Raw genomic sequence first — 24481 nt, forward strand, 5'->3', positions numbered from 1 at the left:
GAGTTGCGTTGACATTGATTGTTTCAGTTTCGTCGCCGGCAGATCAGACGGGATCGAGGGCGAGGCAGTCTTCCGGGCGGAAGGTGATGAACACGCTTTCGCCAGGTCTTAGGCCGTGATGCGCTCCCGGCTGAAGCTTGACCATGAACTCGGCGTTGCCGGCCACATCCAGCACGGCCAGCGCGTGGTCGCCGAGATAGATGGTGTTCTGCACTTTTGCCGGCAGCCGGTTCGGTCCCTCACTGGAATTGCCATTGGGAATTATTGCGACACGCTCCGGCCGCACCGACAGAGAGGTCGATGCGCCTGCGCCTGACACGTTGACCGCCCGTGCGGCGACTGTGCTGCCACCGGCCAGCGCGACGCGGCAATAATCCCTTTCGACGGTTTCTACGGTGCCGGCGAGCACATTGTTCTCGCCGATGAAATGGGCGACGAAGCTGTTCACGGGATGCTCATACAGCGCGTGGGGGCGGTCGATCTGTTGCACGATGCCGTCGTTGAATACGGCGATGCGGTCCGACATCGTGAGCGCCTCGCTCTGGTCGTGGGTGACATAGACGATCGTGATGCCCATCGTCTCGTGCAGCTGCTTGATCTCCAGCTGCATCTGCTCCCGCAGCCGCTTGTCCAGTGCGCCCAAGGGCTCGTCCATCAGCACGAGCTGCGGATTGAACACCAGCGCGCGGGCCAGCGCCACGCGTTGCTGCTGACCGCCGGACAATTGCCCGGGCCGCCGGTGCGCAAAAGTTTCCATCTTGATCATGCGCAGCGCCGCGCTGACGCGCTCTTGCGTCTCCGCCTTGCTCGACTTGCGAACCGAGAGCGGGAAGGCGATGTTTTCCGCGATCGTCAGGTGCGGAAACAGCGCGTAGTTCTGGAACACCATGCCGATGTCGCGCCTGTGCGGCGGCACGTTCTTGATCGGCCGCTCGCTGAGGTAGATCTCGCCATGGGTCGGCACCTCGAAGCCGGCCAGCATCATCAGCGTGGTCGTCTTGCCCGATCCCGACGGGCCGAGCAGGGTGATGAATTCGCCCTTCCTGATGTCGAGGTCGAGGTTCTTCACCACGAGATGCTCGCCATCATAGGTCTTTTGAATGCCGGAAAAACGCACCAGCGCCGGCGCAGGCGTGACCATGCCGGCTTCCATGTTGTCCTCGCGTTGTCCCCTACAATGCGCGTGCGAGATTAGCATCCTGCAGCGAGAATGCCAGCGGCGCAAGCGACGAGGAATTGTGCGGGTCCGGCGAGTGGCGGGACAACCGCCTCTGACGGGTGGCGGCGCCTGCACGCACGCCTCGTCCTTCGAGACGGCGCTTGCGCGCCTCCTCAGGATGAGACTCATCGGCGTCCGTGCTCGTTGCAACAGCTGCCGCGCACTCCGCCCTCATCCTGAGGAGCCCGCCCAAGCGGGCGTCTCGAAGGATGGCCGCAGGGAAGAGCTCTCACATGCGACGGCCCTGCGATGCGCAGGGACGCGCTACATCCCCGACAGCTTCGTCACGAATACGTTCAGCGAGCCGCCGGCTTCCGCGACCACGCGCAGGGTCTTGGAATCGAAGGCGATGTCGGCGAGAGTGAGGCTGTCGATCCTGGCCTCGACCTTGAGGCCGTCCTCGCTCTTCTGGTAATCGGCGATCGCGGCGGCGATCTTCTCGCGGGCGTTGGCGGCGATCGGCTTCAGATCCAGGGTTGCCCTCTGCAGCAGCGCCTGCTGCATCTGCGGGACGACGGCGCGGGCGGCGGCACCCAATAGGCCGAAGGCGGCCTCGGATTCCACCGCGAGCTGGATGTCGGTGAGCCGCAGCGTCTGCTGCGCCTGGTCGAGCACCGGCCGGCCCCAGATGTGCACATTCGCCTCGGCGCCGAGGCCGAACCAGCTCTTCTTCTCCTTGGCGCGCACCAGAAGCGAGATCAGCAGTTGGTCGCCCGAGGGCACGACGTTGGCGCTCTTGATGGTCACGTCGACCGGGCCGGAGCCGTCCTCCGGATAGGTGCGGCCGACCATCTGCGCTGCGATCAGCTTGTTGATCTCGGTGAAGGGCACGTCGATCGGCACCCCGATGTTCACGCCGGTGCCGGTCGGCGGCACGATCGAGATCTTGTCGGGGAACGGGCAGTCCGGTTTGGTCGGCGTCGAGGTCACGCGTGTCTCGGCCTCCAGGCCGAGCAGCAAGGTCACGGCCTGCGCATCGACGCGCGGCTGCGCCGCGATCGCGCGCACCGGCTTCATCTCGAGCCACAGCGGCGGCAGTGAGGAACCCGAGCCTTGCAGCGGGATCGAGCGGCAGGCCTTGATCCATTGCGCCTTGGCATTCTCGCGCAGGCTGGGATCGTTGCGGATGCGCTCGGAGACGGCGTTGATCTGCTCGCCGACGGTCTTGTCGATCAGCGGCTTGACCTGCGCGGGCACGTTGACCTTGGCGCCGGCGACGTTGAGGTTGGTGTCGCCGAGATTGACCTGGGCGCCGAGATTGGGCTCCAGATACCAGGCCGCGGCGAGCTTCGGGCGCGAGGTAACGACGACGTTGCCCTTGATCTCCGCGCTCGCGTTCAGGTTCTTGATGTTGACCGCGCCGATCCGCTTCGCGGCGTCGCCGCCGAGCACGCTGCCGAGCGCATCGCCAAGCGCGCCTGTGGCCTTCGACGACAGCGAGCCGGTCACGTTGAGCTTGCCGGTGAGCGGGGTCGAGATCGTCAGCACGTCCTTGTCGCCGGCTGCCGCCATCGGGCCCCGGACGGCGGACCAGCCGATATCGGCATTCTCCAGGATCTGCGAGATCGGGTTGTCGGCCTTGCCGGCGAAATTGCGCGGCGCGGCCCTCTCGGCCTGCTCGCGGATCGCCGACAGCGCGATGGCGACCGGCGCGATCACGATGGAGCTCTTCGAAGCCGGCGGCAGCGGCGGCAGCTGTGCGACCGGCGGCGCCGAATCCGTCGCGCGCGGCGCCAGCCAGTCCATCGCCTTCAGGCTGATGAAGAACGACGCCGCGAGCACCGCGACACCGATCAGGATAGTCTTCAGATTCCACGTCAGACGCATCAATCCCCCAAGTCGCCCCGACGGGGATTCTACAGGGCGGGCGAGGAGGGCGCTAGAGCGCACCCGTTGGGTGGAATTGGGGCGAACAGGTTACGGATTGTGACGCGCCGTCGGCGTGCCGTCACGCCAGACGCATGATTAGCTTTGCCGCGGGCGCCGGACCGCTCTCACCTTGCCGCGATTGCCTCCGCCGCAGAAGAAACGGTCACCGCCGTCCGATTCCAGGCCTGACACGATCGTGCCGGCGGGCATGTCGATCTGCTCGATCACTTGTCCCGTTTCCGGGTCGATCCGACGCAAATCGCTCTGTTCGTTCTCCCAGGTGCCGTGCCAGAGCTCGCCGTCCACCCAGGTCACCCCAGTCACGAAGCGCTTGCTCTCGATGGTGCGGAGGATCTTCCCCGTTTCGGGGTCAATTTGATGGATCTTGCGCTCGCGATATTGCCCGACCCAGAGCGAGCCCTCGGCCCAGGCGAGGCCGGAATCGCCGCCGCCGCCGGGCGCCGGAATGGTGCCGAGCACCTTGCCCGAGGCCGCATCGATCTTCTGGATGCGGTCCTCGGCGATCTGGAACAGGTGCCGTCCGTCGAACGCCGTTCCCGCATGCGCGGCGACGTCGATGGAGCGCGCGATCCTGCCGTCGGCCGGATCGAGCGCGTTCAACTTGTCGCCGGAAGCGAACCAGACGCGCGTGCCGTCATAGGTGACGCCATGCACGGCCTCGACGCCTGGAAAGGGTCCATACTCCGTGACGATCTCGGCGGCTGAACGTTTCATGTGCTTGCTCCCTGTGCTTAACGCGCATCCTACGTCTTCAGGAGCGGCGTGGGGAGTAACAAGCCTGTCGGGAAACCCGGAACGGGCGGCGTCATCCAGCGGCGCGCCCGTCCGTGTCCGAACGACTGCACCTTGCCCGACCGCGCCAGCTCCTCGAGCGCGCGCTGCACGGTGCGCGGACTGATGCGAAGCGCAAGCGCGAGCGCCGAGCTCGACCATGGCTCGCCGTCGGTAAGAAAGGCGAGGACGGCGGCGTGCTTCTCCTCAACGGGCCGCGCCAGCACGAGGACGTCGCGCGTCTTCCGCGGCGCCAGCACGAAGCCCTGCTTCGTCGCGCTGATATCGGCCAGCGGCGCGAGCTTGGTGCGGAGTCGTCCGATCTCGACGCGCAGGCGCGCGCGGTGCGATTCGTCGGCGTGCCTGGCTTGAAAGGCGCCCGAGATCAGCGTCTCGCGCGAGACATCCGCTGGCCATGCCTGGGCCAGGAGACGCACGAGCGCGAACAGCACGGGACGCGTTCCGAACGACACCGCGACGCCTTGCCTGCGCACGACGTGATGAAAGGTATCAACGACCAGCGCCGTCGAGGTCGCCAGACGTTCGACCTCTCCCAGCAACAGCGGATGTTCGCTGCCGCGGGCGATCAGGCGTGCTGCCGGCGTGTCGAGGATCAGGCTCGCGCTGTCGACCTCGGCCACGAGCGCCGGAATGTCTGCAAGGCGCGCTGCGTGAGCCGCGCGGCCGAGCGCCGTGCGCGCGTCGTTCGTTCTGAGCCGCCTGATGGCGATGCCGGCGAGCACGAGCTCCCGGACGACCTGCGACGCGGGCGGGAGCATGGCGGGACGGACTTCGGCGAGCGTGCGCTCGGCCTCGTCGAGGCGACCGACCAGAAGCAGGCGGCGCGCCTCGACATGGCCCGCATGGGCGGCATTGACGAGATCGCCGTGCTGTTCGAGCGTCGCGCGTGCCGCCGCGAGCGTCTTCACCGGCCAGTTCAGATCGCGTGAGACCAGCGCGATCTCGGCTTCGGCCACCAGGCATCTTGCGCGTGCCACCGCCTCGCGCGGACCGAAGGCGCGCGCGGCGGTGCGCAGTAGCGACTTGGCCTTGGCGAGATCGCCGAGCTGCGCCATCGCGATGCCGCGCAGCGCCAGCGACGGCGCATCGTTGCGCAGCGCGACGCGGTTCAGGGCGCCGAGCGGATCGCCGGCCTCTAACGCGCGCGCAGCGGCAGTGATCAGCGAGTCCATGTCAATCCCGCCACACTTGTTACTCCCGCACCGCGGCCGCTTGGTGCCAGAAATCGTTGGCAGGACGTCAAGCAAAAGCTTTGGAGAGTCATGATGACATCAGCAGAAAAAGCAGGAACCAACGGAAAGACCGCCATGCAGACACCGCCGGTGGTGTCGCCGCAGGACTGGGAGGCGGCCCGTCTGCAGCTGCTCGTGAAGGAGAAGGCGCATACCCGTGCCCGCGACGCCCTGGCTGCCGAGCGGCGCCGCATGCCGTGGATGGCTGTCGACAAAACCTATGCGTTCGAGGGGCCCGGCGGCAAGCTCAGTCTGCACGACCTGTTCCAGGGCCGACGGCAACTGATCGTCTATCGCGCCTTCTTCGAGCCCGGCGTGTTCGGCTGGCCCGATCACGCCTGCCGCGGCTGCTCCATGGTGGCCGACCAGGTCGCCCATGTCTCGCACTTGAATGCCCGCGACACCACGCTGGTGTTCGCCTCGCGCGCGCCGCAAGCCGACATCGTCAGGCTGAAGCAGCGGATGGGCTGGATCATGCCCTGGGTCACCATCACCGACAGCTTCGATGCCGATTTCGGCGTCGACGAATGGCACGGGACGAATGTGTTCTACCGAGACGGGACACGCATCTTCCGCACCTATTTCGTCAAGAGCCGCGGCGACGAGCAGATGGGCGGGACTTGGAACTATCTCGACATCACCCCGCTCGGCCGCCAGGAGGTGTGGGAGGACTCGCCGGAAGGCTATCCGCAGACCCCGACCTACAAATGGTGGAATTGGCACGACAGCTACACCGAAGGCGCCGCGCCAGACCAGCGATGGGTGGAGATCTCGGACGCCGGCGAGAAGGCGTTTCGCGAGGAGGCCGCGGGGGAGCGGAAATGACCGGTCCGCTCAGCGCGGTCCCCAGCGGCCTCCCCGACGGCGTCGCGGCCGCACGCCACCTCGCCAGATGGCTGGGGCTGGCGGCCACGCCGACCTTCGCCATCATGGCCGTACTGACGGCTTTGCCCGGGGGTGGGCCCGCGGAGATGCTGTGCGGCGCCGGGCAGGGCTCTCTGCTCGGCGGGATGGTGCCGATGTATCTCTTGATGAGCGCGTTCCACGCCGCGGCGTGGCTGAGGCTGATAGCGGAGTGGCGGGGCGCAGTCAGCCGGTAAGCGCGCCGCAATCGTGGAGCGGAAAGAGCGCGTTGCGATCTATTGCCCGCCCGCCGCTTGCAGATACGCAACCACCTTACCCGCTTCGTCCTTCGAGATGCCACCATAGGGCTGCATCTTGTGGCCGGACACGACCTCGTCCGGCTTGACCATGAAGCGGGTGAGCTTGTCCTGGTCCCAGGCGAAGCCGGCTTCTTTCATGGACGAGGAGTAATTGTAGTCCGGCAGCGAGCCGGCCTTGCGTCCGACGATCTTGTTGAGATTGGGACCGAGGCGATTGTCGCCTTCCTTCATGGAATGGCAGGTGCGGCAGGAATTGTTGAAAGCCTGCTTGCCGGCGTCGTCAGGCGCGGGTTGCTGCGCGAGCGAGGCGGGCGCGGACACGAGCAGCGTCAGTGCTCCGGCGCCGGCGAGGGCGTGCAGCCATGGGCTTGGCGAGGGTTGCCTTCGTGGTCGCATTTGCGCCTCCATCGGGGATTGCGCCGCAACAGGCGCAACGGGATGTCAGGGCAAACGAAAACGGCCCCGGTGGGTTCCGGGGCCGTTCGCGTTACGTTGTCCTGTCGCTTCAGCGGCTCGCGGCGCCGAGGTCTGCGCGGCGCTCGGTCATCGGCAGCACGATCACCTTGGTGCCGACGTTGACGCGGGAATAGAGGTCGGTGACGTCCTCGTTGGTCATGCGGATGCAGCCGGAGGACACGCGCTTGCCGATCGTTTCGGGGGCGTTGGTGCCGTGGATACGGTAGATGGTGCCGCCGAGATACATTGCGCGTGCGCCGAGCGGATTGCCGGGGCCGCCGGCCATGTGGCGCGGCAGATAGGGCTGGCGGGCGATCATTTCCGGCGGCGGCGTCCAGGCCGGCCACTCGGCCTTGCGGCTCACCGACTGGATTCCGGACCAGGTGAAGCCGTCGCGCCCGACGCCGATGCCGTAGCGCAATGCCTGGCCGTTGCCGAGCACGTAATAGAGATAGGTGTTGGGCGTATCGATGATGATCGTGCCCGGCGCTTCGCGCGTCGCGTAAGAGACGGTCTGGCGGCGGAAGCGGGCCGGCAGCTCGACCGCGTCCTGATCCTCGGGCTCAGTCTGGTAGGTCGGCGCCTGATAGGGCTGATACGACGGCTGATACGGCTGCAGCGGCTGCGGCGCGGTCATCGGCGGCAGCGGCTGGAAGAACGGGAAGATCTGCACCGGCGCGGCCTTGGCTGCGCCAGCGAACGCGATTGCGGAGACCGCGACGGCACTGAGTGCAACGGCGCGCGAAAACGTCTTGAACGTGTCCAGATTGAACATGTGATCGCCCCTGTTTGCTCGGTGTTTTGCTCACCGCGGCACCGTTGCGGTGCTCCGTTGCCTGAATTCCTAACGGCAAAACGTTTCGGGACATTTGCGCGGAAAACCGAAAACGGTTTCACGGCGGCAAGAATTGTTTCATGACAGTTTCGTGGCCCCGCCGGCTCGTTAACGAACAAAACAGCGCGCCGACACTTCTGTGACGTCACACGCCTGAAATATCCTTCGTTGATGGTCGATGCCTGAGAATCATCAAACTCTCGGGATTTTCCCATGCGGGTATTAATCGCGACGGACGCTTGGCATCCCCAGGTCAACGGTGTGGTCCGAACCCTGACCTCCCTGGCGAATGCGGCCAAGACCCTCGACGTCGAGATCGACTTCCTCACCCCCGACGGCTTTCCGTCCTGGCCGCTGCCGACCTATCCGGGCCTGCGCTTTGCGCTGCCTTCGGCGAAGGAGATCGCGCGGCGGATCGAGAAGGCCGCGCCAGAGGCGCTGCATATCGCGACCGAGGGCCCGATCGGCTGGGCGGCGCGCGCCTATTGCCGCCGCAACCGGCTCGCCTTCACCACCTCCTACACGACGCGCTTTCCGGAATACGTCTCGGTGCGGACCGGCATCCCGGCGGGCGTCGGCTATGCGGTGCTGCGCCACTTCCACGATGCCGCCGCCATGACCATGGTTGCGACGCCCTCGCTGCGGCAGGAGCTGTCCGAGCGCGGCTTCAAGCGGCTCGGCTTCTGGACGCGCGGCGTCGACACCGGGCTGTTTCATCCCGACGCTCCGGCACAGCTCGACCTGCCGCGCCCGATCTTCATGACGATGGGGCGCGTGGCGGTGGAGAAGAATCTCGAAGCGTTCCTCTCGCTCGACCTGCCCGGCACCAAGGTCGTGGTCGGCGACGGCCCGCAGAAGGCGGCGCTGGAGAAGAAATATCCGGACGCAGTCTTCCTCGGCGAGAAGAAGGGGGCGGATCTCACCGCGCATCTCGCCGCGGCCGACGTATTCGTGTTTCCGAGCCTGACCGACACCTTCGGCGTGGTGCAGCTCGAGGCGCTCGCCTGCGGCACGCCGGTTGCGGCGTTTCCGGTCACGGGCCCGAAGGACGTCATTGCCGATCACCCGATCGGCGCGATCGACCACGATCTGCGCACCGCCTGCCTGCGCGCGCTCACGATGTCACGCGAGACCTGCCGCAACTTCGCGCTGGAGCGCTCCTGGGAGAACAGCGCGCGCCAGTTCGTCGGCAACCTCACCTCACTGCAGCCCAGCCGCTCCTTGCGCGCCTCGCCTCGCATGGCGCGGCGGCCGGTGCGCGGCTGACCGTTTATTCGAACCACAGCGAGAACCTCATCGATGGCTAAGATCATGAACCTTGACGGCACCCAGCAGCTCGACCTCACGCGCGGCACGGTCGAGCAGGCCTATGACCGCTGGGCGCCGGTCTACGATCTCGTGTTCGGCGGCGTGTTCGCCAAGGGCCGGCAGGCGGCGATCGCGGCCACCAACAAGATCGGCGGCCGCGTGCTCGAGGTCGGCGTCGGCACCGGCATCTCGCTGCCGCTCTACGCGCCGAACCTGCGCATCTTCGGCACCGACATTTCGGAAGCGATGCTGGACAAGGCGCGCCGCCGCGTGACGGAGCAGAAGCTGAAGAACGTCGAGGGCCTCGCGGTGATGGACGCCGAGAAGCTCGAATTCCCCGATAATTCCTTCGACGTCGTGATGGCGCAATACGTCGTCACCGCCGTGCCGAACCCGGAGAAGGCGCTCGACGAATTCGCCCGCGTGCTGCGTCCGGGCGGCGAATTGATCATCCTCACCCGCGTCAGCGCCGACACCGGCATGCGCCGCTTCATCGAGCAGAAGCTGCAGCCGGTGGTGCGTCCGCTCGGCTTCCGCACCGCCGAGTTCGCCTGGTCGCGCTACGCCAAATGGCTCGCCGGCGCGCACGGGATCGAGCTTGCCGAGCGCCGCTTGATTCCGCCGCTGGGACACTTCTCGCTGGTGCGCTTCCGCAAGGTCGACGTCGCCAAGGCGGCTTGAGCTCACGCGTCGCGTGCGTCATCGCGCCGCTGCACATCGTCACATGACAAAATGATGATGTCACACGGCCTACATCGAATCTCTGTAAATCCTGAACCCGAAAGCATTTTGGGGATGAGCATGATCAAGAACTATCTCGAGCAGCTGCGGATCCAGCGCTGGGACGACCATCGCTACTATCACCACAGCCGCATCAATCAGAGCCTGCACTTCGTCAGCGCGCTGAGCTTCCTCTTCGCCTATGTCTGGCTGTTCATCGATCCCGTCGTCTCCGCGCTGGTCGGCTGGCTGGTGTCGATGACCTCGCGCCAGGCCGGCCATTTCTTCTTCGAGCCGCACACCTACGACCACATCAATCAGGCGACGCACGAGTACAAGGAAGAGATCAAGGTCGGCTACAATTTGCAGCGCAAAGTGGTGCTGATGGCGATCTGGGCGCTGTCGCCGCTGGTGCTGGTCGTCGATCCCACCCTGTTCGGCATCTTCACGCCCTGGCAGAGCGCGACCGACTTCATGCGGCAGGTGGCGAAGATCTGGCTCGTGGTCGGCGGCGGCGGCCTGCTGTTCCGCACCGTGCATCTGTTCTTCATCCGCGACGTCGAGACCGGCCTCGTCTGGATGACCAAGATCCTGACCGATCCGTTCCACGATTTGATCCTCTATCGCGGTGCTCCGCTCGCTTTGATGCGCGGCGAGCTGATGGATCCCGGCCTGCACCTCAATCCCGAGCACACGCTGGGCTTCATCGACGAGCCCGTGCTCGAAGAGCAGCACGCTTGACGCGCGCCGCGCACGCGACACGCTTCGATGTCTAATGGCTACGTCATGCCCGGGCTTGTCCCGGGCATCCACGTGTTGGCGGTTTTTTCGTCTCTCCCCGCGCGCGGGGTAGTGGCATCGAGCGCGGCCACAAATCCCGTCATTCCGGGGCGATGCGAAGCATCGAACCCGGAATCTCGAGATTTCGGGTTCGGTCCTGCGGACCGCCCCGGAATGACAGTGAGGGTGGTAGGACCGGCCTCAGCGCCCGAAGCGCTTGGCCAGCATCTCTTTCAGGATCTGGCGCTTGATCTGCTTGTTGGTGAGCACGCCATCGTGCCACCAGAAGCCGTCGGCCTTCATCTTCTGCGCGGCGCGGACGAAGCGGTCGGCGACTTCGGTGAAGTCGGCGTCGGTGTAGTTGAGGCTGAAGATCAGCCGTCCCGTGCCGACCCAGCTCAGCGCCAATCCCTCGGCGCGCAGGTAATATTGCAGCATCCAATTGTAGCGGGAGGGCGTCGTGTATTTCACCGTCCAGATCGAGGAGAAGTTGGCGAAGCGCACCGGGAGGTCGGCATCCTGCATCATCCAGTTGAGCTTGTTCACGCGCCCATTCCAGGTCTCTTCCAGCCCATCATAGACGGCGCGGAAGTTCGGGCTGGCGAGGCGGCTCAGGAACTCGTCCATCGCCGTCATGACGTAGGGGTGCGAGTTGAAGGTGCCGCGGGCGAAGCAGATGTCGGCGGGGCGGTCGTCGCGGAAGCGGCGCATCAATTCGCGCTTGCCGCAGACCACGCCGACCGGCAGGCCGCCGGCGAGGCTCTTGCCGTAGGTCACCATGTCGGCCTTGACGCCGAAATATTCCTGGGCGCCGCCGGCGGCGAGGCGGAAGCCCACGAAGACCTCGTCGAAGATCAGGACAATGCCGCGCTCGCTGCAAACCTCGCGCAGCTTCTTCAGCCATTCGGTGTAGGCCGCGCGATCGAAATTGCCGCCACGGGAGCTATCGACCAGCGAGGAATCGCCGGGCGCGTTGGCGTTGGGATGCAGGCCCTGCAGCGGATTGACCAGCACACAGGCGATGTCCTTGCGCGTCTTCAGCACGTAAAGCGTCTTCTCCGACATTTCCGCGAGGGTGTAGGTCTCATGCGCAGGAATGGGATTGCCGACGCCGGGCTGCACGTCGCCCCACCAGCCGTGATAGGCGCCGGCGAAACGAACCAGGTGCGTGCGCTTGGTGTGGTAGCGCGCCAGCCGCACCGCCTGCATCACGGCCTCGGTGCCGGACATGTGGAACGAGACCTCGTCGAGGCCAGAGATCTGGCAAAGCCGCTGCACATTCTCGAGGATGACGGGATGGTAGGGGCCGAGCACGGGGCCGAGCGCATGCGCGCGCTTCTCGGCGCCCTCGATGCACTCCTTGTAGAAGTCGTTGCCGAAGATGTTGACGCCGTAGGATCCTGTGAGGTCGTAAGCAGTGTTGCCGTCAACGTCGGTGACGGTGACGCCGCGCGAGGATTCCATGAAGGTCGACGTGCCCAGATGCTCGCGGACGAGACGCGAGAACTGGAACGGCACGCGGTAGCTTTCGGTGAAGTTCAGGTCGGAGATCGTCTCCGCCGCTTGCTTCGTCATCGCGCGCCCTTTGGGGTAGCGCTCGGCGTAGAGGCGGGCGAGGCGGAAGAAGGCGTCCTTGCGTTGCGCTGCGATGTTGGCCGGCGCGCCGTCGCAGGCGAAGTATCGATCACCTTCGAACTCGTAGAACGGCAGCAGCCGCGCCACCCGACGCGACATCTTGGAGTGGCCGGCGAGCGAGCGGTGCTTGGCGCGGGACAGTTCGACCCGCGCCTTGATCTTCGGGAGGACGGCGGCAGCGGACGCTGCGGCGGCCACGGACATCGAGAGAATCGGGAGTGTCGTTTCCATGACAACAAGCGCTAAACCTGTGAGCTGACAGATTCATGACAGTCAAAGCCCTCATCGCCTCTTTCACCCAGCAGGAAGATCTCAACTTCCTGTTGACCAACCGCATCCCCCGCGCGGCGCTGACCCGCTTCATGGGTTGGTTCTCCAAGATCGAGAATGCCCTGGTGCGGGACTTCTCGATCGCGCTGTGGAAGCTGTTCTCCGACCTCGATCTGTCGGAGGCGCGCAAGACGCAGTTCAAGAGTCTGCACGACTGCTTCACCCGGGAGCTGAAGCCGGGCCTGCGGCCGTTCGATCCTGATCCTGCAGTGGTGGCGAGCCCCTCGGACGGCATCGTCGGCGCTCACGGGAAAATCGCGGACACCGAGCTGTTCCAGGTCAAGGGCGCGCCCTATTCGCTGCTCGATCTCGTCGGCGATTCCGCGCTGGTCGAGCAGCACCGCAACGGCTCTTTCGTTACGCTGCGGCTGACCTCGAGCATGTATCACCGCTTCCATGCGCCTTATGACGCGCACATCGAGCGGGTCACGCTGATCCATGGCGACGTCTGGAACGTCAACCCGATCGCGCTCAAGCGCGTCGAGCGCCTGTTCTGCAAGAACGAGCGCGCGGTGATCCGCACGCATTTGTCGACCGGCGAAGCCGTGACGCTGGTCCCGGTGGCGGCGATCCTGGTCGCGAGCATCCGCTTGCACTTCCTCGACATGGTGCTGAACGCGCAGACGCGCGGCTCGGTCAATTTTCCCTGCGACGTCAACGTGAGCAAAGGCGAGGAGCTCGGCTGGTTCGAGCACGGCTCGACCATCATCATCCTCGCGCCCGGCGATTTCTCCTTCTGCGACGGCATTGCCGAGGGCACACGCATTCGGGCCGGTCAAGCGCTGCTCAGGAGAAAGTAGCCTTCAATCCGCCGCCCCCGCCGCCTATATCGTCGGGCGGGGACGATTCGATCGATACGGATGTGACGATGGCGCGGGCGCCGGTCATGGCGGCGGGTGGTATTGTGTTGCGGCGCGCGCCGGTGCCGCTGGTTGCAGTCGTGCGCCAGCGCAAGCGCAACGAATGGGTCCTGCCCAAGGGCAAGCTCGATGACGGCGAGACGCCGAGGGAAGCCGCGCATCGCGAGGTGCTGGAGGAGACCGGCCACGACGTGGCCGTGCACGAATTTCTGGGCACGCTGGTCTATCAGTCCGGCGGGCGCTCCAAGGTCGTGCATTACTGGAGGATGGAGGCCGACGGCGGGCCGGTCCGCAAGCTGATGAACGACATCAAGGCGGTCGACTGGCTGACGCTGGACGACGCGATCGCCCGTCTGTCGCGCGAGTACGAACGCGTCTTCCTGACTCAGATCGGACCGATCGCGCTCGCGGCGGCAGGGCTGGCGCCTCTGTTCGCCCCGGAGCAGGTTTCCGAGCCGGTGTCGCCGTTGGCGAAAGACGACACCCATGCATCTTTGCAGACGCTGACACCTGCGGAAGCAGCATCCGTCGATGAATTGCGGCACGGCCTGTTGCGGAAGGTGAAGGCTTGGCTGCGCGGCGAAGCGTGAGTTACTTACGCGCAATTTCAGTGCGGCATTGAAGGTGCACCCTCTCCCCTTGTGGGAGAGGGTGGCTCGCCGCAATAGCGGCGAGACGGGTGAGGGGTCTCTATCCTCACGAGCGGGTCCGGCGAGTGGATAGAACCCCTCATCCGGCGCTTCGCGCCACCTTCTCCCACAAGGGGAGAAGGAAGACTACCGCCGCTCCTTCTCCTTCGGAGCGGGCGCGGGTCTGTGCGGCCCTGCGGGACGTTGCGCGGCGGGGAGGCGTGGCTGGAAGCCGCCGGGGCGCTGCATACCTGGTTGTTGAGCCGGAGGCTGGCCCGGTTGCAATCCTGTGCGCGGCAATGGCTGCTGCGGACCTGTTTGCTGTGTCCCGCCCGGTTGCGGCGGCACGATTCCTCCGGGCTGAATCTGTCCACCACGCTGCGGCAGGGTCTGCGGTACGCGTGGACGGCCGGCACCTCGCGGCTGGCCGGGCTGCGGTTGCAAGTGTTGCGGCTGCCCGGCACGCGGCATGCCCGGCTGCACCGCGCCGCCGTGCTGTCCTTGTCCCTGCCGCTGCGGCGGCTGCACGCCTTGCTGTAGTCCCTTCCGGCCCGGCGTGCCCGGCTGCTGCTGACCCGGACGGTTATCCTGACGCTGCCCGTTCGGTTGCTGCGGCAATTGCCCTGGGGTCGTCGTCGGCCGCAATTGTTGCTGCTGCGGCGGTTGTGCCGGCCGCGGAATGCGGCTGAGCGCAGCCGGATTGGCGCGACGGAAGTCGCGCTGCTCGATGACGATCTGCCGGCCCGCAGTCTGCGCCAGATGCACCTGGCCGACGAAGCCGCGGTCGCGCGCGATCTGCTGCGCGGGAATTATGATCGGCACGGCAGCAAAGCGCATGCCGCCGGCCGTGGCTGCGCCCGCTCGGATCGCAAAGCCGCTCGCGGCTTGCGTCAGCGCGCCGAGCCGCGCGCCGCTCGCGCGTTCCTCGACATCGATGTGGCCGACCCGGCCGTCGGCGTCGGGATAGAGCTTGATGTTGACGTTGCGCGCCCGGTTCGCCGCCGCCCCTTCGGGCACGTCGACGACCCCGGTGGTGCCGCGGATGCCGAGCGTTGCCGTCGGCGTCGTGATCTTCATGTCGCCCGTCTTCGCCACCGCGGCCGCCACGAAGGCAACCGTGCCCTTGCCGACGTCGAAGATCGCCGAATTCTGCTTGCCGCCGTCGTCATAGACGTAATTGTCGATGGTGATCTTCGCGCTGGCCGAGAGGTTAAACGTGGTGGCGTCGTTGAAGGTGATGCCGAGCGCGGAGTTCGACGAGGTCTGCACGATGTCGTTGAGATAGATATCGTCGCGCACGCGCAGCGGATAGGAATTCTTGTCGCGGATCACGGTCGCGATCCCCGTCACGGTCGCGACGTTGCCGATCGGCTCGATGGCGGCAAGCTGTGCGTCTGCGACCGGTGTCGGGGTAGCCGACGGCGTCGGGGAAGGCGCGGGCGTTGGCTGAGCTTGCGGCTGCGCCTGTGCGAATTCGATCGTCTCGGATGCACGAGCCACGCTGCTGCCAGCCAGCGTCAATGCCGGCAGCACGAGCGCGAACACGAAGCGGCGCCAGGCCAGCATTGATGTCACGAGGAAGTCCCGGTGAGAGCGTGAGGCGAGATCGGGCGATCTCAACGGGGTGTGGCTGAATGGTGGATGAACGTCTGTCGCCGGGGCAAAGGGCTAGCTATCCTCTCGCCGTCATGGCCGGGCTTGTCCCGCCGGCGCGGCCGAAGCCGCTACGGCGCGGCGAAGGCCCGGCCATCCACGTCTTGATTGCGGCACGAAGAACGTGGATGCCCGGGACAAGCCCGGGCATGACGAAGAGTTGTGTACGTTTCGCGACGCGCTTCGGTGTCAGCTCACGCGCTTCCAGGTCTGGCCGCCGCAGAACATGCCGCCGAAGGCGCAGCCCTGCACGCGCATCACGTTCGGACCTTTCATCGAGATCGTGGAGTCGTAATTGCGTCCGGAGTTGGGATCGCGAATGCGGCCGCTCCACTTCGATCCTTCGGGCTTCATGTTGATCAGGATGCGCTCATTTGTCTTCTCGGCAAAGCCGCAGAGATTGGCGCCACACTGCTCGACGCGGACATTGCCCTTGTTCTCTTCGGTCGCCCAGATGCCGATCGGCGAGTTCGCTGCGGCCACGGGCGCGGCAGCCACCGGAGCCGGCGCGGGAGCCGCGGCGACGGGAGCGGGGGCGGCAACAGGGGCAGGCGCAGCAACAGGAGCAGGCTGCGAATTGTCGAAGCCGATAGAGGGAGCGGCGGCAACAGTCGCGGCTGGGGCAGCGGGCGCGGCTGGCGCTGCCGGCGCCGGCGCCTGCGGCACGGGCTGCTGCTGCACGGGAGCCGGCATGGGTTGCGCCGTCGTGGGCGCCGGAGCCGGCGTGGTGTCGTCGTCATCGTCCTTGGAGCCGCCAAGACCCTTGAGGTTGATGTTGTTCAGCTTGATCGGCTTGTCCGACAGGCCCGGCGCGACGATGGTCACGCAATTGAGCGAAGCGCAGTTTCGCGGCGTCTCGATGCGGATGTGCTGGCCCTCGATCTGGAACGAGATCGAATTGCCGGCATGCGCGGCGGCGGTCGAAGCCAGGAAGAGGGCGGTGGCGGCGATGGAGAGCTTGTTCATGACAACCTCCGAAAATAGCGCGGTCCCGATATGGACTGGTGTCGCTGGTGAATGAAGCGTGGTTCGACCCTACGCCGCGGCGGTCGGGCGTTCTGTGATGGGCGTCACAACGAGCGAACAACGCCTGGGTGATGCAGCGCACATTCAGCCTCGCCTGCGCGGCGTAACGTCGTCGCGACACCGAGGGAAACGCAGATGCAGCGGCTTGCAACCTGGCTTGCCACTTGTCTTGCCACATCTATCGCGCTGCTGGCGGTCGCGCCGACGGCGCAGGCCGGCTCCTACACGTTCTCGATCGGCGGCAGCCGGTTCCATGTCGAGGCGCCGCGCAATTGCCGAGCCGCGTCCTGTATTACGGTGGCTCCCAAGCGCAGCCTCAGGCCGACGGAGGATGTGAGCACGGCACGAACTGCGCAGCCGGCGCCCGCGCTGATGGTCCAGGCGCCGCAGCCGGCTTGTCCGGCGGCAGCGGTCAAGCCGCCACAAGCGGCTGTGGTGGTGCCGCCACCGGCGCCTCCCGTTCTTGCCGCGGCGTCGTCGCAGCCCGTTGCACCGCCGCCGGCGCCAAGCTTGGAGATTTCGAGACTGGAGACGTTGAGCCCCGGTCCGCCGCGGGTTGATCTGGAGCGCACCGATCAGCCGAAGACCGCCGCGCTCGAACCGCCGCGCATCGAGCCGCCGGTCATCGTTCCGAGCACCGAGATCAATCAGACCGCAGCGGTGGCGCAGATCAGCACTGACCCGGGCCACGCGCTGCTCGGCGAATGGGAGAGCGCCGGCGCCAAGGGCACGGTCCGCATCGAGCGCTGTGGAGCTGCGTTGTGCGGTTACGCGCTCAGTGAAGCGTCGAGCCGCGGCGAGAGCGTGCTCGTCCACATGAAGCCGAAGAAGCACAATGTCTGGACCGGCAGCATCTACAGCCGCTCCAGCGGCAACACCTACTACGCCACGATGACGCTGAAGAGCTCCGGCAAGCTGCACGTCGAAGCCTGCGCGCTCGGCCGCTTCTGGTGCTCCGGCAACGACTGGACGCGGGTCGAAGCGCCGCGGGAGGAGCTGATCACGACGTCACCTCAATGGAGCGCGCGGTCGTAGCTCGCGGCGATGCGCATTGTTGTGCCCTCGCCCCTTGTGGGAGAGGGCAGCTCCGCTGGTCGACACGAATTCACTTGGGTGAGGGGTTGTCTCCACAAGCACTGTGCCGCGAGGATAGAACCCCTCATCCGTCGCGCTTTCGCGCGCCACCTTCTCCCACAAGGGGAGAAGGGAAGAGAGTCACTGTGTGCTTTGAGTCTAAATCATCCCGAGCACGATGGCGCCGACGAAGGCCATGGCGAGGTAGGCGGTGATCACGCTCAATCTGCCGGCGAACGTCATGAGGTCGCTCCCTCGGTGCGCGCTGCTTGGCGCGCAGCCCTTATGGTTAACAGAAAGTCTCTTTTCGAAAAAGTCAGGCTCGCTGTCGCTCGTCATCGGCAGCAACCGGTGCCGCCGCGCCCGGTATGGTTAAAGAACACTGAAATCAACACGTTGAAGAGTCTTTAAGTAAATTCATCGAACGTGCGTGCATGACGCGCGGAGTTCGTTTGTATCTCGTCGGCTCCATCGTCCTTGTTTCGCTGGCGGGTTGCGGTCGCGGCTTCTTCCAGGCCGAACGCGAACCCTGGCGGGCCGAGGCAGAAGCCGCATGCCTGAAATCGGGCGCAGTCAAGGAAAGCGCGGACATCGTCCGCATCGACCCGATCTCCGGGCCTGGCAGCTGCGGCGCCGAGTTTCCGCTCAAGGTCGCCGCCATCGGCGAAGCCTCCGGCACCTATGGCTTTGCCGACGAGGCGCTGCGTCCGCCCGGCAGCATCGGCAACCAGCCGCGTTGGCCGGTGCAGCCGCAGTCGAATTATCCGCAGAGCCAAGGCTATCCAACATCGTCCTATCCGGCATCGTCCTATCCGCAGCGCTCGAACTATCCCGCGAGCGCGGTGCGCCAGCCCGCCGGCTACGGCACGTCGTCCGGGCCGATGTCGCTCAACGCACCCGGCGTGGCCGCGCAGGAGGACGAGATCGATCTGCCGCCGGAGGGCACCGATGCCGCGGGGGCGGCGCGCTACATGAACACACCGAGCTATCCGGCTCGTCCGGCGCCTTACTCGCAGGCGCCGGCGCAGCAGCCGCTGCCGCGCCTTGGTCCTGCGCAGGGTAATCCCGTCACGAGCGTCGGTCCCGTCGCGATCAAGCCGACCGCGACGCTCGCCTGTCCGATCGTGTCCGAGCTCGACCGCTGGCTCGCCGACACCGTGCAGCCGTCGGCGATGCGCTGGTTCGGCGTGCGCGTCGCCGAGATCAAGCAGATCTCCGCCTATTCCTGCCGCGGGATGAACGGCAATTCGCGGGCCCATATTTCGGAGCACGCCTTCGGCAACGCCCTCGACATTTCCGCCTTCGTGCTCGCCGACGGCCGCCGCATCACCATCAAGGACGGCTGGCGCGGCATGCCGGAAGAGCAGGGCTTCCTGCGCGACGTGCAGGCTGGGGCCTGCGCGCACTTCACGACCGTGCTGGCGCCGGGCTCCAACGTCTTTCACTACGATCACATCCATGTCGATCTGATGCGCCGCGCCAGCCGCCGCCTGATCTGCCAGCCGGCCGCGGTGTCGGGCGAAGAGGTCGCCTCGCGCGCGCAATCGCGCAGACCCTATGCGAGCGGGCGCGAGCCGTCGGTGACCGGTTCGCTCGGTGCTCGCAAGAGCACGATGCACAAGCGGGAAGACGACGACTATATCGACGAATAGCCCGATTTGCCAGTAGCCCGGATGGAGCGAAGCGCAATCCGGGAAAAACTGTCCCCGCATTCCGCTTCGCTCCATGCGGGCTACGATCGCGTCAAAGGCAATGTCTATCGTCCGCTATCTCACCCACCCGCAGGTGCAAATCGATCCCGATGTGCCGGTGCCGCAATGGGGCCTGAGCGCGGTGGGTCGCGCGCGCACCGAAGCTTTGGCGAATGCAGGCTGGCTCGCAAGCACGACGCAGATCGTCTCCAGCGGCGAGCGGAAGGCGATCGAGACCGCCGACATCATTGCCGCTCGTCTCGGACTGATGATCGAGATCCGCGAGGCCATGCACGAGAACGACCGTTCGGCGACCGGCTTCCTGAAGCCGGCCGAGTTCGAAGCCGTCGCCGACCAGTTCTTCGCCGCGCCTCATCTCAGCGTGCGCGGCTGGGAGCGTGCCGCGGATGCACAGGCGCGGATCGTGCGCGAGGCTGAGGCGGTGCTGGCGCGACATCGTCCCGGCGACGTCCTGTTCGTCGGCCACGGCGCAGTCGGCACGCTGCTGTTCTGCCACATTGCGGGCCATCCCATCGCCCGCATCCACGATCAGCCCGCCGGCGGCGGCAACTGCTTTGCGTTCGCGCGGGAGGGGCGGCGCGTCCTGCACGGGTGGCGCGCAATGGAAGAAGTCGGGACTTGAGCTCAGCGGAGCCGGAGTTCATCCGGCGGCCGGCTTCCGCGGCGCGGGTGCCAATCCCATGCAGCGCTGCACCTCACCCGGGACGTTGTAGGTGCGCATGATGTGGCGGCTGTCGCGCAAGCCGGACGCCTCGCGTTGCACCACGAACATCCAAAGCGCCTGGCCGGCTTCCAGCACCAGCTTGCGCCTGGCCGGTTGCATCGCTTCCGGCACATCGGTCGCTGCGTGGGCGGCGTCGAACTCGCGCAAGCGCGACAGGCTCTGTTCGAGGGCGCGGCCCATCCGTCCAAGCGCCGAAGCCTGTTCCTGGACGATCTCGTAGTGGAGGATGTCGACCGGCGGGCGAAGATCACGAGACATGGCCGCAATATAGCCGCCCGGCCCACAGGCGCAACGCGCGGCTAATTCGCCTTATACGCCGCCAGGAACATCCGCGTTGCGCTCTCGACCACCGCACTCATGCGCTGTTCCGACGGCGCGGGCGCCGCCTGGAACACGAAGGGCAGGAACAGCGAGGCCTTGCTGAGCTCCATGAACTGCGAGGCGGCGAGATCGCAATCGTCGATCGCGAGATCGCCCGAGGCGACACGGGCCTTCAGATAAGCGGAGAGGCTTTTGATGCTCTTGTCCAGCACGCGCGCATAGTAACGGCGGCCGACATCCGGCATGCGCTCGGCGATCGCCATGACGGTGCGGATCGCGGATCCGCCACCGGGGCGGCAGACCAGGTGAAGATAGGCGAGGCCGAACTCCTTCAGCGTGGTCTCGGCCTCGCGGTCGGGATCGAAACTGAACACGACCTGGCCATGCTGGAGCGCCTCCTGTTCGACGATGGCTTCGAACAGCGCGAATTTGTCGGCGAAATAGACGTAGAGCGTGCCCTTGGAGACCTGCGCGGCGCGGGCGATCTCGCCCATGCTGGCGCCGTCGAAGCCAAGATCCATGAACACCTTGCGGGCACCGTCCAGAATCTGGCGGCGCTTGGAATTGTCCTCGTCCGGGACGACGTGCAATTGTTCGCCGGCAGCTACAACCATTGGTTTAGGGTCTCGGAAGCTTTTTGGTTCGGATCAGGGCCATGAAACGCCAACGAAGGATTCGCGGCATTAAGGTCTGCAGGACATAATCTCTATATTGACCGAACCGTTCGGTCAATGGTATTTGAGATGTAGCGAGGAGACCGCCCGCAACAGCGGGCGCCCTCGGTTGCGTTTGTGGGGAGGCCTGGATGGCCGCATCGAGAGACCAGACGGCTCGCGTCCTTCGCCAGGAAGCGGTGGAGGGCCAGGCGGGCGGCGATCCTGGCTCCGAGGCATCCGCACTCCCTGCCGAGCAACTGCGCCCTCATGTCGCCGAGGAGGCGAAGCGTCCGACCCGCGAGGCGCCGGAGAGTCCGGTGACCGACAAGCCGCCGGCACCCGGGGCGGAAGCGCCCGCCGCCGCTGCGCCCAAATCCGGCAAGCGCAAATTCGTCCTGACCGGCCTCGGCCTCGCGCTCGCGTTCGCCGTTGCGGGCTATGCCGGCTATTACACGCTGGTCGGCCGCTTCTACATCTCGACCGACGATGCCTATGTCCGCGCCAACAACACCATGCTCGGCGCGCGCGTTGCCGGCCATATCTCCGCGATCCTCGCCGGCGACAACACGCCCGTCCAGGCCGGCGACATCATCTTCCGCATCGACGACGGCGATTACAGGATCGCGGTCCAAGCCGCCGCGACCAAGATCGCGACCCAGCAGACCACCATCGATCGCATCGGCCGCCAGGTCGCCGCACTCGACAGCCAGGTCGCCCAGGCCAAGGCGCAGCTCGTCTCCGCGGAAGCGGGCCTCAAGCGCGCCGACCTCGATTACGAGCGCCAGCAGGCGCTGAGCAGCAAGGGCTTTGCCTCGCGCGCCACCTTCGAAAGCTCGGAGGCCGGACGCGACCAGGGCGCCGCCGCGGTCAAGGCTGCAAAGGCCGCCTTTGAGGTTGCCGTCAGCAATGTCGACGTCGCCAGGGCGCAGCAGGCCGAAGCGCAGGCCCAGCTTGCCGAGCTCAAGACCACGCTGGCCAAGGCCGAGCGCGACCTCGGCTTCACCGCGGTGCGCGCGCCGGTCAACGGCACGTTCTCGAACCGCCTGGTCAACACCGGCGACTTCGTCGCGGTCGGCCAGCGCCTCGGCAACATCGTGCCGCTGGACGAGGTCTATATCGACGCGAATTTCAAGGAGACGCAGCTCAAGCGCATCCGCCCGGGACAGCCGGTGACGATCAAGGTCGATGCCTATGGCATGCGCAAGTTTTCCGGCGTGGTCGACAGCATCGCGGCCGGCGCGGGTTCGGTATTCACGCTGCTGCCGCCTGACAACGCCACCGGCAATTTCACCAAGATCGTGCAGCGCGTGCCGGTCCGCATTCGCGTGCCCAAATCGGTGGCGAAGCAGAACCTGCTCCGCGCCGGCATGTCGGTCTACGCCACCGTCGACACCAACAAGGGCGCCGCCGACGCCGACAGCGAGGTCGACCTCGACCATCCCACCGCGATCCATCCGCAGTAGGGGCGATGACATGAGCCGCGCTGCTGCCCCGAATGCAGGTGCGCTCCCTCTCCCGCTTGCGGGAGAGGGCTGGGGAGAGGGTGTCTCCTCCAGGGAGACTCCCCAAGAGGAGAAAGCCCTCACCCGCCGCGCTCTTCGAGCGCGTCGACCTCTCCCGCAAGCGGGAGAGGTAAGAGCCCGCCGCTCCAGTCCGAACTGACACATGGCCACCGCCACCACCGCTTCACCTGCCATGATGGCGGATCCCGCTTCGGAGCGCATTGCGCCGAAGCGGCTGTTCGCGTTCATCATCATGGTGTTCGGGATGTTCATGTCGATCCTGGACATCCAGATCGTCTCGGCCTCGTTGAGCGAAATCCAGGCCGGGCTGTCGGCGAGCTCCAGCGAGGTGTCCTGGGTTCAGACCGCCTATCTGATCGCCGAGGTGATCGCGATCCCGCTGTCGGGTTTCCTGTCGCGCGCCTTCGGCACGCGGCTGCTGTTCGCGATCTCGGCGGCGGGCTTCACCGCCGCAAGCCTGCTTTGCGGCTTCGCCACGACGATCGAGGAGATGATCCTCTGGCGTGCGCTGCAGGGCTTTCTCGGCGCCGGCATGATCCCGACCGTGTTCGCTTCGGCCTACACCGTCTTCCCGCGCACCAAATTCCACATCGTCGGACCCATCATCGGCCTCGTCGCGACGCTGGCCCCGACCATCGGGCCGACGGTCGGCGGCTACATCACCGACCTGATGTCGTGGAACTGGCTGTTCTTCATCAACGTCGCGCCCGGCATCGGCATTACATTGGGTGTGCTGGCGCTGGTCGATTTCGACGAGCCGCATTTCGAATTGCTCGACCGCTTCGACTGGTGGGGCCTATTGTTCATGGCGAGCTTTCTCGGCACGCTGGAATACGTGCTGGAGGAAGGATCGCAACATCAATGGATGCAGGACACGTCGGTCGCGATCTGCGCCTGGATCAGCGGTCTCTCGGCCATCGCCTTCTTCTGGCGCGTGTTCACGGCGGCCGAGCCGATCGTCAATCTGCGCACCTTCTCCGACCGCAATTTCGCCGTCGGATGCACGCTGCAATTCTGCATCGGCATCGGCCTCTACGGCCTGACCTACATCTACCCGCGGTATCTCGCCGAAGTGCGCGGCTACAGCGCGCTGATGATCGGCGAGACCATGTTCGTCTCCGGCATCACCATGTTCCTGGTCGCGCCGCTGGTCGGCCGGCTCATGGCGAAGGTCGACATGCGCTACATGATCGCATTCGGCCTCATCGTGTTCGCGATCGGCTCCTACCAGATGACCTTTATCACGCGCGAATACGATTTCTACGAGCTGCTGGTGCCGCAGATCCTGCGCGGCATCGGCATGATGTTCGCGATGGTGCCGACCAACAACATCGCGCTCGGCACGCTCGCGCCCGAGAAGGTGAAGAACGCGAGCGGCCTGTTCAACCTGATGCGCAATCTCGGCGGCGCGGTCGGCCTCGCCGTCATCAACACCGTGCTCAACGAACGCACCGACCTGCACATCGTCCGCCTGCAGGAGCGGGTGACCTGGGGCAACGCGACCGCGACTGAAACCCTGACCATGTTGATGCAGAAGTTCCAGGGGCTCGGCGATTCCGCGCTGATGGCGATGAAGCAGCTCAGCCAGATCGTGCATCGTCAGGCCGTGGTGATGAGCTTCGGCGATGTCTTCCTCATGCTGGCGCTGTTCTATCTCGGTCTCAGCCTGCTGGTCGCGCTGCTGAACAAGCCGGCTTCCCCGTTCGGCGCGGCCGGCGACGCGCACTAATTTGCAACACTCGTGCGTGATCTCGCGCGAGCCCCGTTGCAATCGGCTGGCGACACATCTATAAAGCGCACCTCATTCATTCGAACCGGGGAGAGATTTGCATGATGTCGTCGCAATCGCAGATCGTACGCCCGCGCTCGATGATGACCTCGATCACGTTCTGGCTCGGTATGTACGCGGCCTGTTAGAGGCCTCTTCCGCCAGCTTCGATTGG

At 65.9% G+C, this 24481-nt stretch carries 24 protein-coding genes; 12 read left to right on the forward strand and 12 right to left on the reverse strand.

Annotated elements, in window-relative coordinates; all coding sequences use genetic code 11:
* Positions 1 to 43 precede the first annotated feature (43 nt).
* The 4 genes from I6F09_RS14410 to I6F09_RS14425 all read right to left on the reverse strand — a co-directional run bounded on the left by I6F09_RS14410 (position 44) and on the right by I6F09_RS14425 (position 5073).
* On the reverse strand, positions 44 to 1153 hold the full coding sequence (locus tag I6F09_RS14410; RefSeq protein WP_225188347.1) for an ABC transporter ATP-binding protein: 1110 nt from the start codon (positions 1151 to 1153) through the stop codon (positions 44 to 46).
* Between the two features lie 330 nt (positions 1154 to 1483).
* Positions 1484 to 3046 (reverse strand): DUF4403 family protein, encoded by a 1563-nt coding sequence (locus I6F09_RS14415; protein WP_225188348.1) that lies wholly within the window; start codon positions 3044 to 3046, stop codon positions 1484 to 1486.
* Between the two features lie 138 nt (positions 3047 to 3184).
* Entirely contained in the window at positions 3185 to 3823 is a 639-nt protein-coding gene (locus tag I6F09_RS14420; protein ID WP_057026952.1) for a glutaminyl-peptide cyclotransferase, read from the reverse strand.
* A 29-nt stretch (positions 3824 to 3852) separates the two neighbouring features.
* A complete protein-coding gene (locus I6F09_RS14425) occupies positions 3853 to 5073 on the reverse strand; it encodes a helix-turn-helix domain-containing protein (protein WP_225188349.1) in 1221 nt (406 codons plus the stop codon).
* Positions 5074 to 5163: 90 nt separating this feature from the next.
* Here I6F09_RS14425 and I6F09_RS14430 point away from each other — a divergent pair, with 90 nt between their 5' ends.
* Together I6F09_RS14430 and I6F09_RS14435 are read left to right on the forward strand one after the other, a co-directional pair.
* A complete protein-coding gene (locus I6F09_RS14430) occupies positions 5164 to 5958 on the forward strand; it encodes a thioredoxin family protein (protein WP_225188350.1) in 795 nt (264 codons plus the stop codon).
* Complete coding sequence (locus I6F09_RS14435; RefSeq protein ID WP_225188351.1) at positions 5955 to 6233, forward strand: hypothetical protein; 279 nt, start codon at positions 5955 to 5957, stop codon at positions 6231 to 6233. The genes I6F09_RS14430 and I6F09_RS14435 overlap by 4 nt, the downstream gene beginning before the upstream one ends.
* Positions 6234 to 6272: 39 nt before the next feature.
* Here the strand turns inward: I6F09_RS14435 and I6F09_RS14440 are convergent, their stop codons facing one another.
* Entirely contained in the window at positions 6273 to 6704 is a 432-nt protein-coding gene (locus I6F09_RS14440) for a c-type cytochrome (RefSeq protein WP_036003413.1), read from the reverse strand.
* Between the two features lie 97 nt (positions 6705 to 6801).
* Entirely contained in the window at positions 6802 to 7527 is a 726-nt protein-coding gene (locus tag I6F09_RS14445) for a L,D-transpeptidase (RefSeq protein ID WP_036003416.1), read from the reverse strand.
* 273 nt (positions 7528 to 7800) lie between these two features.
* Between I6F09_RS14445 and I6F09_RS14450 the strand changes: the two genes are divergently transcribed.
* From I6F09_RS14450 to I6F09_RS14460, 3 genes are all read left to right on the forward strand, one after another.
* Complete coding sequence (locus I6F09_RS14450; protein WP_057026948.1) at positions 7801 to 8853, forward strand: glycosyltransferase family 1 protein; 1053 nt, start codon at positions 7801 to 7803, stop codon at positions 8851 to 8853.
* 33 nt (positions 8854 to 8886) lie between these two features.
* Positions 8887 to 9576, forward strand: coding sequence for a methyltransferase domain-containing protein (locus I6F09_RS14455; RefSeq protein ID WP_036003432.1), 690 nt, complete (start codon positions 8887 to 8889; stop codon positions 9574 to 9576).
* A gap of 120 nt (positions 9577 to 9696) precedes the next feature.
* On the forward strand, positions 9697 to 10356 hold the full coding sequence (locus tag I6F09_RS14460) for a hypothetical protein (RefSeq protein WP_225188491.1): 660 nt from the start codon (positions 9697 to 9699) through the stop codon (positions 10354 to 10356).
* A gap of 240 nt (positions 10357 to 10596) precedes the next feature.
* On the opposite strand, the gene I6F09_RS14465 is transcribed toward I6F09_RS14460, so the two are convergent.
* Entirely contained in the window at positions 10597 to 12261 is a 1665-nt protein-coding gene (locus tag I6F09_RS14465; RefSeq protein ID WP_225188352.1) for an aminotransferase class III-fold pyridoxal phosphate-dependent enzyme, read from the reverse strand.
* A 35-nt stretch (positions 12262 to 12296) separates the two neighbouring features.
* Between I6F09_RS14465 and asd the strand changes: the two genes are divergently transcribed.
* Positions 12297 to 13160 carry an archaetidylserine decarboxylase gene (asd, locus tag I6F09_RS14470; RefSeq protein ID WP_036028430.1) on the forward strand — a complete coding sequence of 288 codons (864 nt, stop codon included), beginning with the start codon at positions 12297 to 12299 and terminating at the stop codon, positions 13158 to 13160.
* Positions 13161 to 13228: 68 nt separating this feature from the next.
* Positions 13229 to 13810, forward strand: coding sequence for an NUDIX hydrolase (locus I6F09_RS14475; RefSeq protein WP_225188353.1), 582 nt, complete (start codon positions 13229 to 13231; stop codon positions 13808 to 13810).
* A gap of 186 nt (positions 13811 to 13996) precedes the next feature.
* Here the strand turns inward: I6F09_RS14475 and I6F09_RS14480 are convergent, their stop codons facing one another.
* A complete protein-coding gene (locus I6F09_RS14480; RefSeq protein WP_225188492.1) occupies positions 13997 to 15415 on the reverse strand; it encodes a FecR domain-containing protein in 1419 nt (472 codons plus the stop codon).
* A gap of 276 nt (positions 15416 to 15691) precedes the next feature.
* Entirely contained in the window at positions 15692 to 16468 is a 777-nt protein-coding gene (locus tag I6F09_RS14485; RefSeq protein WP_225188354.1) for a DUF2147 domain-containing protein, read from the reverse strand.
* Between the two features lie 195 nt (positions 16469 to 16663).
* On the opposite strand from I6F09_RS14485, the gene I6F09_RS14490 reads away from it, so the two are divergent.
* On the forward strand, positions 16664 to 17563 hold the full coding sequence (locus I6F09_RS14490) for a DUF2147 domain-containing protein (RefSeq protein WP_225188355.1): 900 nt from the start codon (positions 16664 to 16666) through the stop codon (positions 17561 to 17563).
* Positions 17564 to 17761: 198 nt separating this feature from the next.
* Here I6F09_RS14490 and I6F09_RS14495 read toward each other — a convergent pair whose 3' ends face one another.
* Complete coding sequence (locus I6F09_RS14495; RefSeq protein ID WP_158284424.1) at positions 17762 to 17941, reverse strand: hypothetical protein; 180 nt, start codon at positions 17939 to 17941, stop codon at positions 17762 to 17764.
* 95 nt (positions 17942 to 18036) lie between these two features.
* On the opposite strand from I6F09_RS14495, the gene I6F09_RS14500 reads away from it, so the two are divergent.
* Positions 18037 to 19254, forward strand: coding sequence for an extensin family protein (locus tag I6F09_RS14500; protein WP_225188356.1), 1218 nt, complete (start codon positions 18037 to 18039; stop codon positions 19252 to 19254).
* A gap of 100 nt (positions 19255 to 19354) precedes the next feature.
* Positions 19355 to 19936 (forward strand): histidine phosphatase family protein, encoded by a 582-nt coding sequence (locus I6F09_RS14505; RefSeq protein ID WP_225112566.1) that lies wholly within the window; start codon positions 19355 to 19357, stop codon positions 19934 to 19936.
* 18 nt (positions 19937 to 19954) lie between these two features.
* Here the strand turns inward: I6F09_RS14505 and I6F09_RS14510 are convergent, their stop codons facing one another.
* Both I6F09_RS14510 and I6F09_RS14515 read right to left on the reverse strand, forming a co-directional pair.
* Positions 19955 to 20296 carry a DUF6665 family protein gene (locus I6F09_RS14510; RefSeq protein WP_036003457.1) on the reverse strand — a complete coding sequence of 114 codons (342 nt, stop codon included), beginning with the start codon at positions 20294 to 20296 and terminating at the stop codon, positions 19955 to 19957.
* Positions 20297 to 20337: 41 nt separating this feature from the next.
* Entirely contained in the window at positions 20338 to 20973 is a 636-nt protein-coding gene (locus I6F09_RS14515) for a TetR/AcrR family transcriptional regulator (protein WP_225188357.1), read from the reverse strand.
* A 191-nt stretch (positions 20974 to 21164) separates the two neighbouring features.
* On the opposite strand from I6F09_RS14515, the gene I6F09_RS14520 reads away from it, so the two are divergent.
* Positions 21165 to 22478: an HlyD family secretion protein gene (locus tag I6F09_RS14520; RefSeq protein WP_225188358.1), complete on the forward strand. Its 1314-nt coding sequence runs from the start codon at positions 21165 to 21167 to the stop codon at positions 22476 to 22478.
* Between the two features lie 202 nt (positions 22479 to 22680).
* Complete coding sequence (locus I6F09_RS14525; RefSeq protein WP_225188359.1) at positions 22681 to 24267, forward strand: DHA2 family efflux MFS transporter permease subunit; 1587 nt, start codon at positions 22681 to 22683, stop codon at positions 24265 to 24267.
* Positions 24268 to 24481 lie beyond the last annotated feature (214 nt).

Origin of the sequence: Bradyrhizobium sp. IC3195 (assembly GCF_020193585.1) — a bacterium.
Lineage (GTDB): Bacteria > Pseudomonadota > Alphaproteobacteria > Rhizobiales > Xanthobacteraceae > Bradyrhizobium > Bradyrhizobium yuanmingense.

Coding starts and splice junctions, on each gene's coding strand:
- I6F09_RS14430 (WP_225188350.1), top strand. CDS start 5,164: ATGATGACATCAGCAGAAAAAGCAGGAACCAACGGAAAGACCGCCATG.
- I6F09_RS14490 (WP_225188355.1), top strand. CDS start 16,664: ATGCAGCGGCTTGCAACCTGGCTTGCCACTTGTCTTGCCACATCTATC.
- I6F09_RS14450 (WP_057026948.1), top strand. CDS start 7,801: ATGCGGGTATTAATCGCGACGGACGCTTGGCATCCCCAGGTCAACGGT.
- I6F09_RS14420 (WP_057026952.1), bottom strand. CDS start 3,823: ATGAAACGTTCAGCCGCCGAGATCGTCACGGAGTATGGACCCTTTCCA.
- I6F09_RS14455 (WP_036003432.1), top strand. CDS start 8,887: ATGGCTAAGATCATGAACCTTGACGGCACCCAGCAGCTCGACCTCACG.
- I6F09_RS14505 (WP_225112566.1), top strand. CDS start 19,355: ATGTCTATCGTCCGCTATCTCACCCACCCGCAGGTGCAAATCGATCCC.
- I6F09_RS14500 (WP_225188356.1), top strand. CDS start 18,037: ATGACGCGCGGAGTTCGTTTGTATCTCGTCGGCTCCATCGTCCTTGTT.
- I6F09_RS14495 (WP_158284424.1), bottom strand. CDS start 17,941: ATGACGAGCGACAGCGAGCCTGACTTTTTCGAAAAGAGACTTTCTGTT.
- I6F09_RS14465 (WP_225188352.1), bottom strand. CDS start 12,261: ATGGAAACGACACTCCCGATTCTCTCGATGTCCGTGGCCGCCGCAGCG.
- I6F09_RS14440 (WP_036003413.1), bottom strand. CDS start 6,704: ATGGAGGCGCAAATGCGACCACGAAGGCAACCCTCGCCAAGCCCATGG.
- asd (WP_036028430.1), top strand. CDS start 12,297: ATGACAGTCAAAGCCCTCATCGCCTCTTTCACCCAGCAGGAAGATCTC.
- I6F09_RS14445 (WP_036003416.1), bottom strand. CDS start 7,527: ATGTTCAATCTGGACACGTTCAAGACGTTTTCGCGCGCCGTTGCACTC.
- I6F09_RS14480 (WP_225188492.1), bottom strand. CDS start 15,415: ATGCTGGCCTGGCGCCGCTTCGTGTTCGCGCTCGTGCTGCCGGCATTG.
- I6F09_RS14415 (WP_225188348.1), bottom strand. CDS start 3,046: ATGCGTCTGACGTGGAATCTGAAGACTATCCTGATCGGTGTCGCGGTG.
- I6F09_RS14475 (WP_225188353.1), top strand. CDS start 13,229: ATGGCGCGGGCGCCGGTCATGGCGGCGGGTGGTATTGTGTTGCGGCGC.
- I6F09_RS14525 (WP_225188359.1), top strand. CDS start 22,681: ATGGCCACCGCCACCACCGCTTCACCTGCCATGATGGCGGATCCCGCT.
- I6F09_RS14510 (WP_036003457.1), bottom strand. CDS start 20,296: ATGTCTCGTGATCTTCGCCCGCCGGTCGACATCCTCCACTACGAGATC.
- I6F09_RS14425 (WP_225188349.1), bottom strand. CDS start 5,073: ATGGACTCGCTGATCACTGCCGCTGCGCGCGCGTTAGAGGCCGGCGAT.
- I6F09_RS14520 (WP_225188358.1), top strand. CDS start 21,165: ATGGCCGCATCGAGAGACCAGACGGCTCGCGTCCTTCGCCAGGAAGCG.
- I6F09_RS14485 (WP_225188354.1), bottom strand. CDS start 16,468: ATGAACAAGCTCTCCATCGCCGCCACCGCCCTCTTCCTGGCTTCGACC.
- I6F09_RS14435 (WP_225188351.1), top strand. CDS start 5,955: ATGACCGGTCCGCTCAGCGCGGTCCCCAGCGGCCTCCCCGACGGCGTC.
- I6F09_RS14515 (WP_225188357.1), bottom strand. CDS start 20,973: ATGGTTGTAGCTGCCGGCGAACAATTGCACGTCGTCCCGGACGAGGAC.
- I6F09_RS14460 (WP_225188491.1), top strand. CDS start 9,697: ATGATCAAGAACTATCTCGAGCAGCTGCGGATCCAGCGCTGGGACGAC.
- I6F09_RS14410 (WP_225188347.1), bottom strand. CDS start 1,153: ATGGAAGCCGGCATGGTCACGCCTGCGCCGGCGCTGGTGCGTTTTTCC.